Source organism: Collinsella sp. HCP3S3_E11, from assembly GCF_052067375.1.
In the GTDB taxonomy this organism is placed as follows: domain Bacteria; phylum Actinomycetota; class Coriobacteriia; order Coriobacteriales; family Coriobacteriaceae; genus Collinsella.
On the sequence record NZ_JBQHQI010000021.1, the window covers coordinates 1 to 15,154 of the forward strand.

The window sequence follows — 15,154 nt, forward strand, 5'->3', positions numbered from 1 at the left end:
AAGTACATAGTGGAGCACGAGTGGGGCAAGAGGAGGTACCTGGACATGTCGAAGCTGGAGGAGATGGACGAGCTGAGGGGAAAGGCGGAGGGCTAGAAGAGGACGGGGCCGGAGACGGCTAAATCAATTTGCGAAAGAATCTTGACGGTACCTGTAACAAACCGGGCATCTTTATCAAAAATGACAGAGTTTTTTGCCGTTTTTAAATCTATGACGCTTATCCATGAAAAGAAACTTTCACCTGTAAAGTCATTTATAAAATCTATTTGTACCTCTAAGTCAATGTATGGATCGCTCCATCCAGGATTATCTTGCGATAAGTCCAGCGGATAGCTTTGGAGAGTGCTCTCTAGGCACGCCTCACAATCTATCTCCAACGAGAGTTCAATATCGCTCCATCTTGTTGAGTTATCGTTCTCCTCCGTAAAAAGGGAAACGATTCGTATTCTTGCACTAAATAGGGATGCGTTTCCTCAAGATAGTCCTTGTAATTCTTGTATCTTGTGGGCAGTTCATGAAATAAATCAAATCCGTTGCCTATGATATAAAGAGTGGTCATCTGAGTCGTACTCCCGAGTTATAAAAGCGCAATAACATATTTGTGACATTTTGCCGATAAGGGCATCAATGTTGCAAGCAGCTAGAGACAACAAACGCGAGCCACAGGCAAGTTCTATGGCTCGCGTTTGAATGGGATTGATGCAAAGCCTTCTGTAGCTTTCAGCTTGCTTAAGAATCGATGAGAAGCTTTTGAATTCTCGATTCGATTACTCTGTCACAACAGAGTCCTCTTCCGCCTCTTCTTCCCTACCGCCCGCTGCACCTCTCTTGCAATGCGTCAGCGCGAGCGCTGCCGCAAGGGCGAAAACAGCCGCTAGGCAGATGAGGGGAACGACGCTGTTGGTGTCGCCGATCTGCGCGAGCTTCGCCTTGGGAATCTTGGGTGAGGCCTCCCCAACAAGGCCGGCAAACTACCAAAGGACTATGAAATAATACGAACATGCAGCGGAGAAAAAGACCATGATTGACGTGAGGAGCAGCATAGTTATTCTTGTCGTGCTTTCTTCCTTTATCGATTTACCTGAATTACTGATTTGTATACCGCTTGTACAAAAAGAAGGGGCAAGCAAGGCAGCGTATAGCAACAGCGGAGTAAGGTATCGTGCTTGACAACCTGCGATGGTATTCGCTCCAACTGATGTAAAGCTCACATATAATGCCGTACAAACCAGAGCAATCGATGATGCGACTATAGTAAGTCCCCACAACTTACCACACAGGCTCAATCCAAAAGCCTTCGTTTTTGGACCATCAATTAAAGATCCAACGATGAGAACCGTAAAAGGCAAGGCCGAGCTCCATTGCAACACAGTTGGAAGAGAGACGCCCATATAAGAGAATGAAAGCGAGTACATATCGGAATTTACAGGAGAAATATAGCCCAATATGAAGTTGATGAGCGTATATGCGTAATCCAACGGATGAGAGAGAATATACGCGATTTGACCTGACGCACTAACATCAGATCCCCCGCGGGCATCCCCTGCTTGCGCATCAGCGCTAAATAGCATTGGCAATACAAATGATAAAACCATTACTAGCCCGAAGGCGACTACGAAACCGATGTAGCGTTTGTAAGCGGTGCGCGAGGAAAACTTGGCTCGAGGCATAAGAAGTAGCAGACCAATGACCGGAAAGTATATTGCCTTTGGAGCAAGCCCTAGGAATAACGCAGTAACGATTTTTAGCAGGTTTTTGATTGTAAGTCGCTCGACCGGACAACTAATTTCTCTCACTATCAAAGCAGCTGCAAGCATGAGAAATGACGTCACAACAGGATCATACGAATAATTTGAAGCGAGAAAAATACTCGTCGGAAGAAGGCCAATGAGCATCATGGACAACTTTTTAGTAGGGATAATACGGATGGCGAAAGCAATAACTACTGCATATGAAATAAGGTTGCCCATCTTACCAAACATGACGCTCACCAAAATTGGAACATGGAATACGCGAGCTACCCACAGACCGATTGCCGATGGAACATACCCGAATGTGGAGACCGTAGTGAGGCTGTTTTTCGATATGGGCGATGCAAAACTTGCCTGCTCCATATATTCGCCCGACTGTTCAGCAGAAGCACCCGCTTCAGCGACCTCATCCACCGACTCGTAGAGCAATTCATGGTCTAAATTCACCGCGGCCCACGGCTTGGTGACGAGCAGTTGATCCGCGTATGAATACTCCGAATGTCCTAGGTATGACAAACCGAGCGCCCTGTCATAATGAATCTCGTCATCCCAAGAAATCGCGGTTACCGGAGGTGCGATGAAAACCAAGAAAGATCCCAATAGTAGGCAAGAGCTGAGAAAAAAAAGCTCGACTCTTCCCTTCTTCCAGAAACAAAAGAACGCACTAACGCCGACAAGGAACAAGCAAATCAACAGATAAGTTAAACGACCCGCAACTACACCGATTATCTTAGAGACAAAGTAACTAGGCACCAAGCCAATTATTGCGACAAAGAGGGTCATCAGCGTGACACCCGGAATAGAGTAGGCAAACAGTTTGCCAATAGACCTTTGATACGAATGCCCTGAAGGCCCGATCTTGGGAACCGCGGCGTACGAATTAGAGACATGTACGATCATGCAGCCCGAAATAGCGACGAAAAAGATTAGAATACGTCGCTTGCTCCAATCTGATAACTCTAACGGGGTAGACAACGGCGCTCCCCAAAGCGTAAACACCTCAAGAAGAATGGCACCTATAGCGCTTAACCCAATGATACAAGCAAGCATCTTGGGAGAAGAAACGCCATATTTGGTCTGTTTCGGAGTCCTAAGAAAGAAATGATACGAATAAGCAATGAATACAGCTCCGACAAACGCAGCCAGGGCATAGACAAAAGCCGCGGAAGGACATAGCTTGATAAAGGCCAGCGACGCAGCAGATAAAACGCCGACGAACAACGCGGCAATTACCCCAATATCTGCCTTACTCAGATCGGCCTTCCCAATAGTCATCTTTCTTTATCCTCCAAACCTCAAGCGGGGCTAAGGGCAGTTTCAGAGTTTTCCCCTCACTTGCTATTCTGCGCTGGTTAGTATCGATACAGCATGCCTGGGCTCAATCGATTTCTCATCATCTGATGATACAGTGAGCCCTCTTGGCTATTTGCTCATTCTCAAGTTCTTGTTCCAAGATTAGCAATATCCCGTGCAATTTTGAACGGCGCCTTGCAGAGCATGCCCTAGACGCAATAAATACGATGAGAATTACACATGAAGCGGAAAACCAAATAATCAGAGAGGCAATGGTGCTATCCGCAGAAATCTCACCATTGCCTCCCTTGTACCATTCTGAGAAGGCCCAGCCGATAGTAGCTCCCGGAAAACCCATCGCCACTGACATAAGTGAAACGATCTCGCCGTCCCCATTTGCGGCATCAAGCAGTGCAAGCAGGATTCTTACTTACTGCGCCAAACCAAGCTCCATCTTTTGAGGAGCCTCGGATGTGCAGCTTGAACAAAAAGAAATTCTAACCAAACGCCTCCTGGAAACTTTCTTATCGTTGTTACTCATTTTGAGCTCATACTCCGCACAGCCCAAAATCCTAGAATCGTCGTGACATCGTTTATGCGAAAGCATATCCGGGATTTTTATATTTAATATCCCTAACACACTCCCCAACCCGCCTGCAGCGCTACGCATCTTCTTGATCGTCCAATCACTTCATGAGCGCAAGCTATTCAACGCGAGAATTCTCGCGGCGTTTCAATTTGGGGATTTTTACCATGATTGATTCGGCAGGAGATGACGAGTCTAGCACCGGGGCTGCGCCGCGAGGTGGAGTATAATCACTTTTCGTTGAACGTTTTGTCCGTGAAAGGCAAGTGCATGCGATGCGAAGATACTCAGGCTCCGTCCCCGAAGCCGATTTTGTGGATGGTCATTCCTTGTTACAATGAGGAAGCTGTCTTGCCGGAAACATCTGGGACGTTTTTGTCTGAGCTCAGCGGATTGATTTCGGCCGAAATCGTAAGTGATAAAAGTGCCATTCTGTTTGTAGACGATGGGTCGAGTGATAGCACATGGGCCATCATTGAAAGACTCTCAAACGACGATGCTCATTTCAGGGGAATATCACTGTCAAGAAATCGAGGTCATCAGAATGCCCTTCTTGCGGGGCTTATGGAAGCGCGTAAGTACTGTGACGTCTCCATTTCTTTGGATTGCGACGGGCAAGACGATATCTCGGCCGTATCTAAAATGATTGAAAAGTACCTGAACGGTAGTGACGTCGTATATGGCGTTAGAAACGACAGGTCTACCGATACGTTCTTTAAAAGGATGACTGCGGAGGCTTTCTACGGCATGATGAAAGAGATGGGGGTAGATACCGTCTTCAATCATGCGGATTATAGGCTCTTGAGCCTTGCCGCTCTGGATGGGTTGTCGGAATATGGAGAATCAAATCTGTTCTTGCGCGGAATGGTTCCGTTGATCGGGCTTCCCAGTTCAACCGTTGAGTACTCGCGCGCAGCTCGCGTTGCGGGTGACAGTCACTATCCCCTACGAAAGATGATCGCTCTCGCTGTTGACGGGATAACGAGCCTTTCGATTAAGCCTGTCCACCTGATTAGCGCGGCGGGCGCTGTAATTGGCCTCGTTGGCCTATTGGGGACCTTTTGGGCGATCCTCTCTTATTTCTCTGGGGCGACGGTTTCGGGCTGGACGAGTACCATCTGTGTCATCTTGTTTTTGGGTGGCATGCAACTCCTTAGCCTCGGTGTTATCGGCGAGTATGTGGGCAAGGCGTATCTTGAGACAAAGAGTCGCCCGCGCTATCTAATCGAAAAGAGAACGTATGAAAGCAACCGACGAAACCTAAGGGGCTAACGTGGTCGAATCTTGTCCTACGACACGTGGAGTCGTTAAGATTCCGTGGTTTTTGCGTTTTGGCAGATGTGTCGCTTTGGCGTATTTCTCGCTTGCCCTGCTTGCCGTTGCTTTCCTTGCCCCGCGCCTGCCTTATGCCTGCAAAGGGGAGGAGGCATCCCTTTTTTTACCTTGTCTGGCTGTGGTTGTGATAGTGGGGCTCGTTGTCTCTGTGGCATTGGCTAAGAGACGGCCAAAGGTGAACGTGGACTTCCTTGGTCTTCGAATGTTTAGACGCGTTAGCATTTCATTGGCCGTGGTAGTTTTCGTGCTTCAAATCTGCCTAATCAATAGCATATATTTTGAGACGGGCTGGGATGTCGGTGTGCTGATGTCGGGGTTGTCCGATGAGGGAGCCACTCTGGATTATTTCTCGCGCTATCCCAACCAGCTGTTTTTGCTTTACATCTTCAAAACTGTGGGCCACTTTTGCCAACTTATTGGATTCCAAAACGTATACCTCATGCTTGACGTGGTGGGAGCAGCGTGTGTTACTTTGGCTGTTGTTCTGACCTCCTTTGTTGTGGCGAGGCTGGCGGGTTTTGGTCCTGGGTACTATACGCTTGCGTTCGGTTGTTTGTACTTGAGCTTCTCTCCTTGGATTGCGGTTCCTTATTCGGATACGTATGGAACTATCTGCCCCGCGCTGGTCTTGTTTCTGTACAACAATACCGGCCGAAGCCCGTTACGCACATTCGGCATGCTCTTTTTCGGCGTGGTCGGATACTTTATTAAGCCTACGGCCATCTTCGTTGTTGTCTCAATTGTGCTTATAGAGGCTGCATGCGCGATAAGTCGTCGAAGGATTATCGTTGACGGGCAGTTGGAGTGCTCTCAATTCAAATCGCTCTTTTTCCAATTCGCTGCAATCACATGTGCTCTTGTTCTCTCGTTTGGCGCTAACTCACTCGCAAGGGAGGCGGGTCCGGTGATTGATGCCGATAAATCCTTTTCGATGGCTCATTTCTTGATGATGGGATTTAATGACGAGACTTATGGGTGCTACTATGAAGACGATGTTATCTATTCCGCCTCATTTGGTAGCCAACAGGATAGATCACATGCAAATTTCGAAAAGTGGGCTGAGAGGTTAGAGTCTCTGGGTCCCCAGGGTGTTTTGAAGTTGATGGTCCAGAAGACTATTTCGAACTATTCGGACGGTACTTTTGCGTGGGCTGCTGAAGGAAACTTTTTTTTGAGTACTCCTCATTCTGACAAGACGCTGTCAAAGTTCTTTGGAGAAGACGGCTCTTTCAGGCTGTTCCAGGTTTTTGCCCAGCTTTGCTGGATGTTTGTCCTGGTCGGTATCTGTCTGAACTGGCTCAAGTTCCCTAGATCAAAGACGGAGTATGTGGTTTTATGTTCGGTGTTCTTGCTCAGCGTGTTTTTGATGCTGTTTGAGTGCAGGGCCAGGTATTTGTTTCTCTATTCTCCATTTTTTATTGCGCTCGCGGTGCTTGGATGGAGAAACCTAGTTGATGTGTTTGCGAAGCGATTCTCGGAAAACAGACTGTCTGGCCGAGGAAGACTCCGCGGGTTTTAGCTTGCGCCGAGAAACCTCTTTCTAGACCAGTAATTCCACATCATAACAACGGCTGTTGCAGCTTTTTATTATTCTATAGTCCAGGTTCGCCAAGTAGGTCCAAATCCAGATACATAGCTCGTTGCGACCAAGCCCGCTACGGAAAGGGTGACAAATATAAAGAGCTCATTGCGTTTTTAAAGGCCTTCAATGTGCTTGGATACATACTTCACTCTGACCTAATCGGTTGCCGGCGTGGGTGAGCTTGTCCAGGACGGTGACGTGCATCCCGGGGTGGTTGTTGACCACGTAGTGCACGAAATTGGACCCGATGAAGCCGCAGCCACCGGTGACGATGATGTTGGTGGGTTCGAAGGACATATAAACTGGTGTCATGCTACTTGAGGGCGAGCTCTTCAACAAGTGCGTTCACGCGACGTCTGAGCTCTGCAATCTTTACCGTGTTGGAGAACTCTCGATAAAGAAGCAGCGCAATTGCATAGAGAAATACGAAGTTCGACGGGCTTTCGAAGCCAAGGGCCCCTGCGAGCCAGAAGGCAATCTGGGGAACGGCTGCAAACACGACAAAGCTCAAAGCAAAGAACAACCAGAACACGGAGTCGAGAACCTGTATCTGAGCCTTACGGAGCTTCTTCACAATCACGAATAAGATGGCAAATGCACCCAGAATGAGTACGACCCTTAAAATGCTAGACATATAATCACCTGAACCACTGAACGAAAAGAATGGAGATGCAAGCTCGCGCCATGTAAGCAATCGACTTGGAGATATTAAGGTAGCTCTCCCCCGCCTGGCGTTCACGCATCTCAACTTGAACCTCGCTCACCTTCGCCCCCTTTTTTATAAGAAGCGAAATGCTCTCGGGCTCAGGGTTAAGCGAGTCGTCCTGCGCGAAGCGCTTAATCATTTCCTTGCTAAACATTCTCATTCCCGAGGTAGGGTCAGCTACGCGCTTTCCCGTAGTCAGCTTGATCATGACTGTAATAAGGCGTGAGCCAATCATTCGAGCAGAGATTTCCTTTTTCACGTGAAGGAAACGTGAGCCAATTACTATATCAGCGTCTTCATTAATAGCGGTCTCGAGCATTTCATCAATGTACTCAGGCATATGCTGGCCATCCGCATCAAACTGAAGGGCATAATCGTAGCCGTTGCGGAGCGCGTACTTCATGCCCGTCTGAAATCCAACGGTGAGGCCAGAATTAACTGGCAGCGTTACGTGGTTGTACCCACGATCGCGACAAATCCGCTCAGTTGAATCCTTGGAGCCGTCGTTTACTACGAGATAGTCAACATTTGGAGCGACACACGCCAACTCGTCAACCGTTGCCTCGAGCGATTCTTCCTCATTATACGCTGGAATAATAACCAGCAAGCGCTGATGCTTATCCATCCACCCCACCTTTTATCTTCCGAAACGTGATTCAGGCGTCACGTACTATTTCCAGTAGCCTTTTAGCTGAATAACTAACGCGGTTGCCATGAAACCTATTCCACAGAAAGCAGAAATGAGACAGACATATGTAACACCATCCATCGAATACAGACCAATTAAAGGTAAGGCACAGAGAGAGGAAATAAGAGCAGCAACATTCCCAACAAAGGCACCCCGGAAGTTTCTGATAGCCATTAGCAAATCGTTTACAAACCACATATACCCCGTAAGCATTGCAAGCGCCACAAGAGGAGAAAGTAGATATGAAAAGCCAGACATCTTTTTCCCGTACACAAGAACAAGAACCGGTTCACCTAAAACCATTACTCCAATAGCGCACACCAGCCCCAGAACAACGATCCCGACCGTCGCCTTTGTCAAAAGCGCATTGAAGCCTTTCCTGTCCCTAGCAGCAAAACTCTCCGAAAAATAGCCTAGAAGAGGATTGTAGATATAGGAGGCGCCCGTCTGAATAAGCGCAACAGGAGCAGCTGCGGCAGCATAAATGCCAAGAGTAGCCTCCCCTTGAACACCAACAAGGTATTGCCTTGGAATCGAAGATGCTGACGCCGCGGCAATGGACGCAAGAACGATGGGGAGACATCTCAAGGCCAGTCGAAGGCACTTTTTGAACGAGATGCTTGGGGCCAATGGGCCGAATTGAAGGGTCCTTGGTATATCGTAGACAGCACCAACGACGATCACGACAACGGTCATTGCAACTATCGCCGCCTCGAGCGATTCGTATAAGCCAAACACTACGGTAAAGGCAACAAGAGATAGAATCCCCTGAAAAGACAGAGACTTACCGATGTAATCCATTCGATGATGGCGCTGATCGCACGCGTGAAAGACGTCTACAACCAAGGAAATAGACTTGTAGACGGCATAGAGCAGAATAGCTGCAAGCGCTCCCGATTCGCATGTAAACAGCGAATAGCCGGTGCACAGAGCGAGCGCGACTCCGCAAGTGAAAAACCGAAACGCCAGGTATTCACCTGTCGTATTCTCATTCTCAACATCTGAGACCTGGTACGTATACATGCGATACTGAGCGATAGGGGCAAAGATGTTGTAGATGGACATTGCCAAAGAGAAAACGCCGGATGCCTCGTAACCAGAACCAAGGCGAACGATCAGAATCGTAATCAGCCATTGACAAGCAAGGTTAACGATGGAACCGAACGAGTTCCAAAGCATATTCTGTTTAAGAGAGAGCTGCTTAACCTCACTCATCTACCGAACCAATGCTTCCCCGAGACTTTGCAGCCCCTTCTCCAGAACATCAGCGATTCGTTCACTCGCATGACCGTCACCATACGGGTTGCTGGCATGAGCCATGTGGGAATATGATTCCTCATTCTCCAAGAGGTCGCAACATGTTGAGAAAATAGTCTCTTCACTTGTGCCAACAAGCTTAAGCGTACCCGCCGCAACGCCCTCAGGGCGCTCGGTCGTGTCACGCATCACCAAAACAGGTTTACCCAAGCCCGGAGCCTCTTCCTGAATGCCACCCGAATCGGTAAGAATCAAGTAGGAGCGGGCCATGAAATTATGAAAATCAACCACGTCTAGAGGATCAATTAGATGAATGCGGTCGCAGCCGTCCAGTTCCTCATGAGCCGCTTTGCGAACGACAGGATTCAAATGGACGGGATAAACAGCGCGCACGTCATCATGCTTTTCAACAACCCTGCGAATGGCCCTGAACATGTGGTGCATGGGCTCGCCAAGATTCTCTCGACGATGAGCCGTAATCAAGATCAGGCGCCCATCTCCAACCCAATCAAGCTCGGGATGCGAATAATGATCGCGCACCGTCGTACGAAGCGCGTCAATGCCTGTATTTCCCGTCACAAAAATTCGACTGGAATCCCGATGCTCAGAAAGCAGGTTGTTGCGAGCTGCTTCAGTTGGCGCAAAGTGCCAAGCGGCAAGTATGCCGGTTGCCTGTCTATTAAATTCCTCGGGATACGGTGAGTGGATGTTGTATGTACGCAGACCCGCCTCGACATGACCTACGGGAATGTCCTTGTAGAAGCATGCAAGTGCGGCGGCGAAGGACGTCGTTGTATCACCGTGGACAAGCACAATGTCGGGCTTGAGCTGATCCAGCACGCCGTCCAAGCCATTAAGAACAGCCGTGGTAACATCGAACAAAGTCTGTCCTTGTTTCATAACGTGCAAATCAAAATCGGGCACAACCCCAAACTCCTCAAGGACCACGTCGAGCATCTGGCGATGCTGGCCGGTAACGCAAACCTTCACGTTAAGGCCAGCTCGGTTCTTCAGCTCCTTTACGAGAGGACACATCTTGATTGCTTCGGGCCTTGTTCCAAATACCAACAGGACCGTCTTCTTTGACAAAGAGCTCATGCTGCACTCCATACTTCACTCAAACCTATTTGTACAAACCAAGCAGCCTCAATAACGAACGGTATATAAATCCACAAAACGGAATGGCTTTTGCCTTTATTCCGACTTTGCTATGCATCAACTCTGAAACGTAAAGGCGATATCCCTTCCAGTTCGTAATGAGCAACCGATCAGTATTCTTCGTGTAGCCATCGGCAAGGTATTCGCACACGTAGAGAGGAAAGGCGTACCCGCGAATTAGATATCCATCGTTGCTGAATCTATTAAAGACAACTGCTTCAGGAACAAACCGCTCATCTTCAAAGACCGGGAATCGATACCTCCTCAACCGTTCCGTCACAAAGGCCTCGGCAAGGTCACCCGTGATCCCCTTCGACCGGCGATCAATTGACGAATAATCGATGTACGAACCCACATTGTCTTGAAGAATTCCTCCCGTAAGCTTGTTGCCCGGAAAAATACGAACTCCCGACAAGGCCATCAGGCGCTCGTTAGACATAACGGTTTCACAGTTCTCCCCAATACGCTCCAAGGCATCATCGGTTAGATAATCGTCGCTGTCCACCGGGAAAAACAAGGCTCCCTCCGCCTCATCAAGACCCTTATTCCATGCAACGTGCTTTCCGCTATTGACCTGAAAAAAATAGCGGATAGGAAATTTCACCTGACAATCTTGCCGCATCGCCTCGACGAGCTTTCGCGTGTCATCCGTGCTTCCATCATCAACAATTATCCATTCGAAATCTCGAAAAGATTGCCTTTTCAGACTTTCGAATAGCCTAGGAAGGATATATGCGCGATTATAAGTCGGGGTAAAAACCGTTATAAGCATAGACAACCCGCTCACTTTAGCAACTGGACCCAACGCTCCCCAGATCCCTGGCAAACGGGATGAGGGAATTTGCAAAAGAAACCTCTTGCACCAGGCGATCACATGAATCCCTGTCGCATACCGCATTGTCCATTTTCAAAACGAGATCATCCACATCCCCGTTATACAGAAGTCCAACACCATGTCTATCAATCTCTTCGGCAATGTCGTAAACGTAAGGAGTAGTGATTACCGGCCTGTGCGCCGCGACGTATTCCAAGAACTTGTTAGGGTAAGCAAAGTGGTTCGTTGGAACGTCCTCTCTCAACATCACGAAGAAGTCCGCAGCACAGAACACGCTAGGGAGGTCAGATGGCTTGAAGCTATCGAATTCAACGTCGTCACAATCACCGATTGCGGCACGTGCAGAAGCAATGTCACCAGACAAAACAAGTAGCTTTGCCCCACGCCTCTTCAGTATTTCGCGATACAACTCTGCAGTTTGCGGAAGGCATTGCCACGACGAAGCTCCGCCTGAGTAAACGAGCAGCCACTCGTCATCTTCTACGCCGTACTTCCTCCTATAATCCTCTCGATACTTAAGCTCCTCCGCACGACCAAAGCTTGGCTTCGCCCCCGTCGCACACGGAACAATGTAGAACTGACCCTCTTTGCAGCCGCACTCTCGACAAAGGAAACTGCGATACGCTCGAGAAACACAAAAGATACGATCGAACTTACGCAAATATTTACGCTGCTCGTATCTCTCAACAAAAGCGGCGGCACGGTGGAATGAGCCAAGGAAGAGGGGCTCGTCGCGTGCAAGAAGGGAGCCGTCGCCGTAATAACCATGAACATCAGCACATACAAAAGCTCCCGACGCCTCGGCGGCGCGCTTCATCCGGTCGACATAACGAAACAGCCCCACGCCAGAAAGGATGATCGCCTTGTAGGAGCCACTCAAAACCATTTTTTCCGCAGTGGTAATTAGCTCTTCATATCCCGACAGCAGCTGCATGGGATTCATAAAATCCCGCCGAACATAAACGCCGGGTCCAAAAGCTTCACCACCCTCGGAAACACCCAAGCGAACATTGCAAAGAGCCGCAACATCAGACTCAATGCCCCACCCATTCTTTAGCGCATCTGCTCTATTTTTAATCAGGCTAAACTCGCCGCCCGAGGTGACAACATTCCTTGAGGTCACAATAAGAATATCGTGCATCACTATACCTTCTCATTCTCCTACTTCTGAAGAAAACAATATCCGAACGAGGAAACAAAACCGCGGCAAACCCCAGTCAACGGAAAAGCAACACCAACATAATTGCTACGCACCAAGAAGTTCAACGAGCCTCTCTGCAGTATTGCCCCACGTACAATACTCTCGAACTCTACTCTGGACCAGCCGTCCCTTTCGCCGCATCTCCGCTCTCGATGCGCACGCCGCTCGTATTGCTTCGGCAATTTGGCTGGGAGCACAGCCATCCAACAAAAACCCGCAATCTTCCTCGCCGAATACTTCGTCAACTCCACCCACCAAGGGAATGATTGCCGGGGTGCCGCACGCCGAAGACTCGAGAAGAGTCGTACAAAAACCCTCTGATCTCGTAGGAAGACACAGCACGTCTGCAGCCTGAAGCAAGGACGACACATCCGCCGAGCGCAAAGGACCAACATAGGAGACATTCTCAGGAGCAGATTCCATCAACTCACGCAGAGGACCATCACCCGCAACCACCAGCTTTACGGGCGTTTCATTCAGTTGCTTCATAGCCGCAAGAAGGGAGTCGATACCCTTCTCAGGAATCAACCTTCCAACAAAACAGGCAAGAACCAAATCCGTCCCGACGCCCAATTCGGCACGAAAATCTCGGTTTGAGGCATTGGAGCAATAAGCATCAACGTCAATCGCGTTAGGCAGGATATCAATGCCAGAAATACCAAATTGTCGAAGCCAATCCAGGCTTTTCTTAGAAACACCGCAAAACACTGGATGAAACCGCTTGGCAATCGAAGTAATTATGTGTTCATAGGCACGAACGAACACATCCAACACTGCGTTTCCGAATGTAAGATACTGTGACCCATGGTCAAGAACGATGGGGGTAAGATGCTGGCGCCTGGCGAACCGAAGCCCACAGATTGAATGGGGATAAAACCTCGTATTAACTAGGACGCCATCGAAGTGCTCGCCATCAAGAGCCCTCAGCATGCTCCGATAAGCTCTTCCAAAACGCGAGACAGGGAACCTGCCACCAAGCAATGGAAAACACGGCAGCCTTACAACCTCAATACCATCGTCTGTTACCTCTCGAGACGGCAGCGAATCGCAATTACACGTGACCACGACCGGCTTATGGCCCATGCCAATGAGCGTAACTGCGAGGTTTCTGGTATAGGACTCAACACCGCCAATGTGGGGCAGATATTGAGCGGAAAAGATTGCTATTCTCAGCGCTTCAGCCATTGATTCTTTCTTACTCTCTCGTCATCTCTATCTCGCTCTAGAAAAGCCAGAACGAGCTTGAATCTTGGCATAAGAGCTCCCAATCTCTTAGCAAAAGATATAGTTTATGGTAGCAGACCGCCCTACAAACAAAAGGACGGAGCTCATGCTCCGTCCTTTTGCTACCTGACGGTCACGGGATTACTCGTAAAACCGTTACCCAGATACTCTCTTGGTCGACGAGGGGCATGGTCGGATAGGACCAGTCGACCTCCACGTTTCTGCCCGCCTTGCGGCCGACCCTGCTCACAACCTTCCCGCTGACCGTGAACTGCCTGCACCGCTTGCAAAAGCGGCCGTGGGACATGGCCGCCTCGCCCCGAGCGGCGCATCCTCGCGGTACTCGCCGTGCAGGAACCTGAACGTGGCGCCAACCTTAGCGAGCTCGGCGTGGACCGCGTCCCAATCCGGGTCCGGGTATACCGGCCCCGGATTGGGACGCGGTCCGGGGACAGGCGGGCGTAAACCTCCCCGGCGCTCATCCGTTCCATTTCCTTCCAGGCGACGTCGCGCTCGGCTGCGGCCCTGAGCGCATCGGAGACGCTGACCTTCGACGCGTGCAGCGCGGCGGCGATCACGTTGAGCGACAGGTTCGACGGCGTCAGCCTGAGCACCACCCTCGCCGTCATCCTTCTCGCCAAGATCCGTTCCTTTCTCTCGACTACCGGTATGGCGTCTCGAGCGTATAGGCGGCGAGCCGGTGGGTCGCGGGCGCAGATGTGAGCGGTACTCAAGCGCGCTACAGGTGGTACAGAGAAAGACGATTACTCAAGTAGACCCATTACATGCACAAAACATCAAGGACAATTGCATTTAAGCCTTCACCGTAACCTTTACCGGGAACGGCCCAACGTCCATTTAGGTCCGTCGTCTTGGGAGCACACCCACGGGAAACAAGATTAAAGCGTGGGTCAATACACGGATTATTCAAAGGTTCAGTTGTTGCGTACGCTTTTAAATGCTGCGCCTGAACCCTAAGCCCTTCTCTAACGGAAGAAAAAGTATATCCGGGATTTCCAGGGCCGGTGGCTCCAACACCTCCAAAATTGCACTGATTTGCCTGGACCAAATTTCCGAATCTTAAATAACCTGTCTCTTTCATGACTTGAGCATATAAAACTTCAGGACATACTCCCTCAAATGAAGCTTCTTCGTAAAGAATCTTACAAAACTCATCAATAGATGCACTGCCTTTGCTTTTATACACGCTTGTTGGATAAGTTTGCCTCCCAACCGTCCTGCTGTAATGAGCGGCAGCATCCTCGTAAGAAGTGAAAGACGGGGACATTATATAGCCCTCAAATCCAGTCATGCTCGAACCATTACGATGCTCTTTCATCCCATATTCGAGATAGTGGAGATAATACCCTTTTAAATTACTTCCGTAAGCCTTCCTAAGATCGAGATATCTCGTTTTATAACTATAAACGTCGAACGCCTCGGAGCCGCGGCGGCCCTCCGACATGCCGTAGCTGATGAAGTGCCGCAGGACGGCCGAGTCGTCGACCGTGGTCACGCCGCCGTAGGTCGACTTGGTG

Annotated in this window: 13 protein-coding genes; 2 read left to right on the forward strand and 11 right to left on the reverse strand. The window is 49.4% G+C overall.

The features are described from left to right. Positions 1-367: 367 nt before the first annotated feature. Complete coding sequence (locus ACTM86_RS08735) at positions 368-559, reverse strand: AbiH family protein (protein ID WP_441017408.1); 192 nt, start codon at positions 557-559, stop codon at positions 368-370. Positions 560-971: 412 nt separating this feature from the next. Further along, the gene (locus ACTM86_RS08740; RefSeq protein ID WP_441017411.1) at positions 972-3,026 is read right to left on the reverse strand and encodes a DUF2142 domain-containing protein; all 2,055 of its coding nucleotides are present in this window, start codon (positions 3,024-3,026) and stop codon (positions 972-974) included. 922 nt (positions 3,027-3,948) lie between these two features. On the opposite strand from ACTM86_RS08740, the gene ACTM86_RS08745 reads away from it, so the two are divergent. Further along, positions 3,949-4,902, forward strand: coding sequence for a glycosyltransferase family 2 protein (locus ACTM86_RS08745; RefSeq protein WP_441017430.1), 954 nt, complete (start codon positions 3,949-3,951; stop codon positions 4,900-4,902). A gap of 1 nt (position 4,903) precedes the next feature. Beyond that, positions 4,904-6,484 carry a hypothetical protein gene (locus ACTM86_RS08750; RefSeq protein WP_441036943.1) on the forward strand — a complete coding sequence of 527 codons (1,581 nt, stop codon included), beginning with the start codon at positions 4,904-4,906 and terminating at the stop codon, positions 6,482-6,484. Positions 6,485-6,670: 186 nt separating this feature from the next. Here the strand turns inward: ACTM86_RS08750 and ACTM86_RS08755 are convergent, their stop codons facing one another. The 9 genes from ACTM86_RS08755 to ACTM86_RS08795 form a co-directional block, all read right to left on the reverse strand. Beyond that, positions 6,671-6,859 carry an NAD-dependent epimerase/dehydratase family protein gene (locus ACTM86_RS08755; protein WP_089573657.1) on the reverse strand — a complete coding sequence of 63 codons (189 nt, stop codon included), beginning with the start codon at positions 6,857-6,859 and terminating at the stop codon, positions 6,671-6,673. A gap of 1 nt (position 6,860) precedes the next feature. After that, entirely contained in the window at positions 6,861-7,181 is a 321-nt protein-coding gene (locus tag ACTM86_RS08760) for a DUF2304 domain-containing protein (RefSeq protein WP_089573656.1), read from the reverse strand. A gap of 4 nt (positions 7,182-7,185) precedes the next feature. Beyond that, entirely contained in the window at positions 7,186-7,878 is a 693-nt protein-coding gene (locus ACTM86_RS08765) for a glycosyltransferase family 2 protein (RefSeq protein ID WP_089573655.1), read from the reverse strand. A gap of 45 nt (positions 7,879-7,923) precedes the next feature. Beyond that, a complete protein-coding gene (locus ACTM86_RS08770; protein WP_089573654.1) occupies positions 7,924-9,156 on the reverse strand; it encodes a lipopolysaccharide biosynthesis protein in 1,233 nt (410 codons plus the stop codon). Further along, positions 9,157-10,296: a non-hydrolyzing UDP-N-acetylglucosamine 2-epimerase gene (wecB, locus tag ACTM86_RS08775; protein WP_441017417.1), complete on the reverse strand. Its 1,140-nt coding sequence runs from the start codon at positions 10,294-10,296 to the stop codon at positions 9,157-9,159. A 25-nt stretch (positions 10,297-10,321) separates the two neighbouring features. Beyond that, positions 10,322-11,128, reverse strand: coding sequence for a glycosyltransferase family 2 protein (locus tag ACTM86_RS08780; protein WP_441036944.1), 807 nt, complete (start codon positions 11,126-11,128; stop codon positions 10,322-10,324). Positions 11,129-11,144: 16 nt separating this feature from the next. After that, entirely contained in the window at positions 11,145-12,332 is a 1,188-nt protein-coding gene (locus tag ACTM86_RS08785) for a glycosyltransferase (protein ID WP_441017423.1), read from the reverse strand. Positions 12,333-12,437: 105 nt separating this feature from the next. After that, positions 12,438-13,577, reverse strand: a complete 1,140-nt coding sequence (locus tag ACTM86_RS08790) for a glycosyltransferase family 4 protein (RefSeq protein ID WP_441017425.1) — start codon at positions 13,575-13,577, stop codon at positions 12,438-12,440. 820 nt (positions 13,578-14,397) lie between these two features. Further along, positions 14,398-15,154 (reverse strand): hypothetical protein (locus ACTM86_RS08795; protein WP_441053336.1); only part of this gene is annotated, 757 nt, incomplete at its 5' end.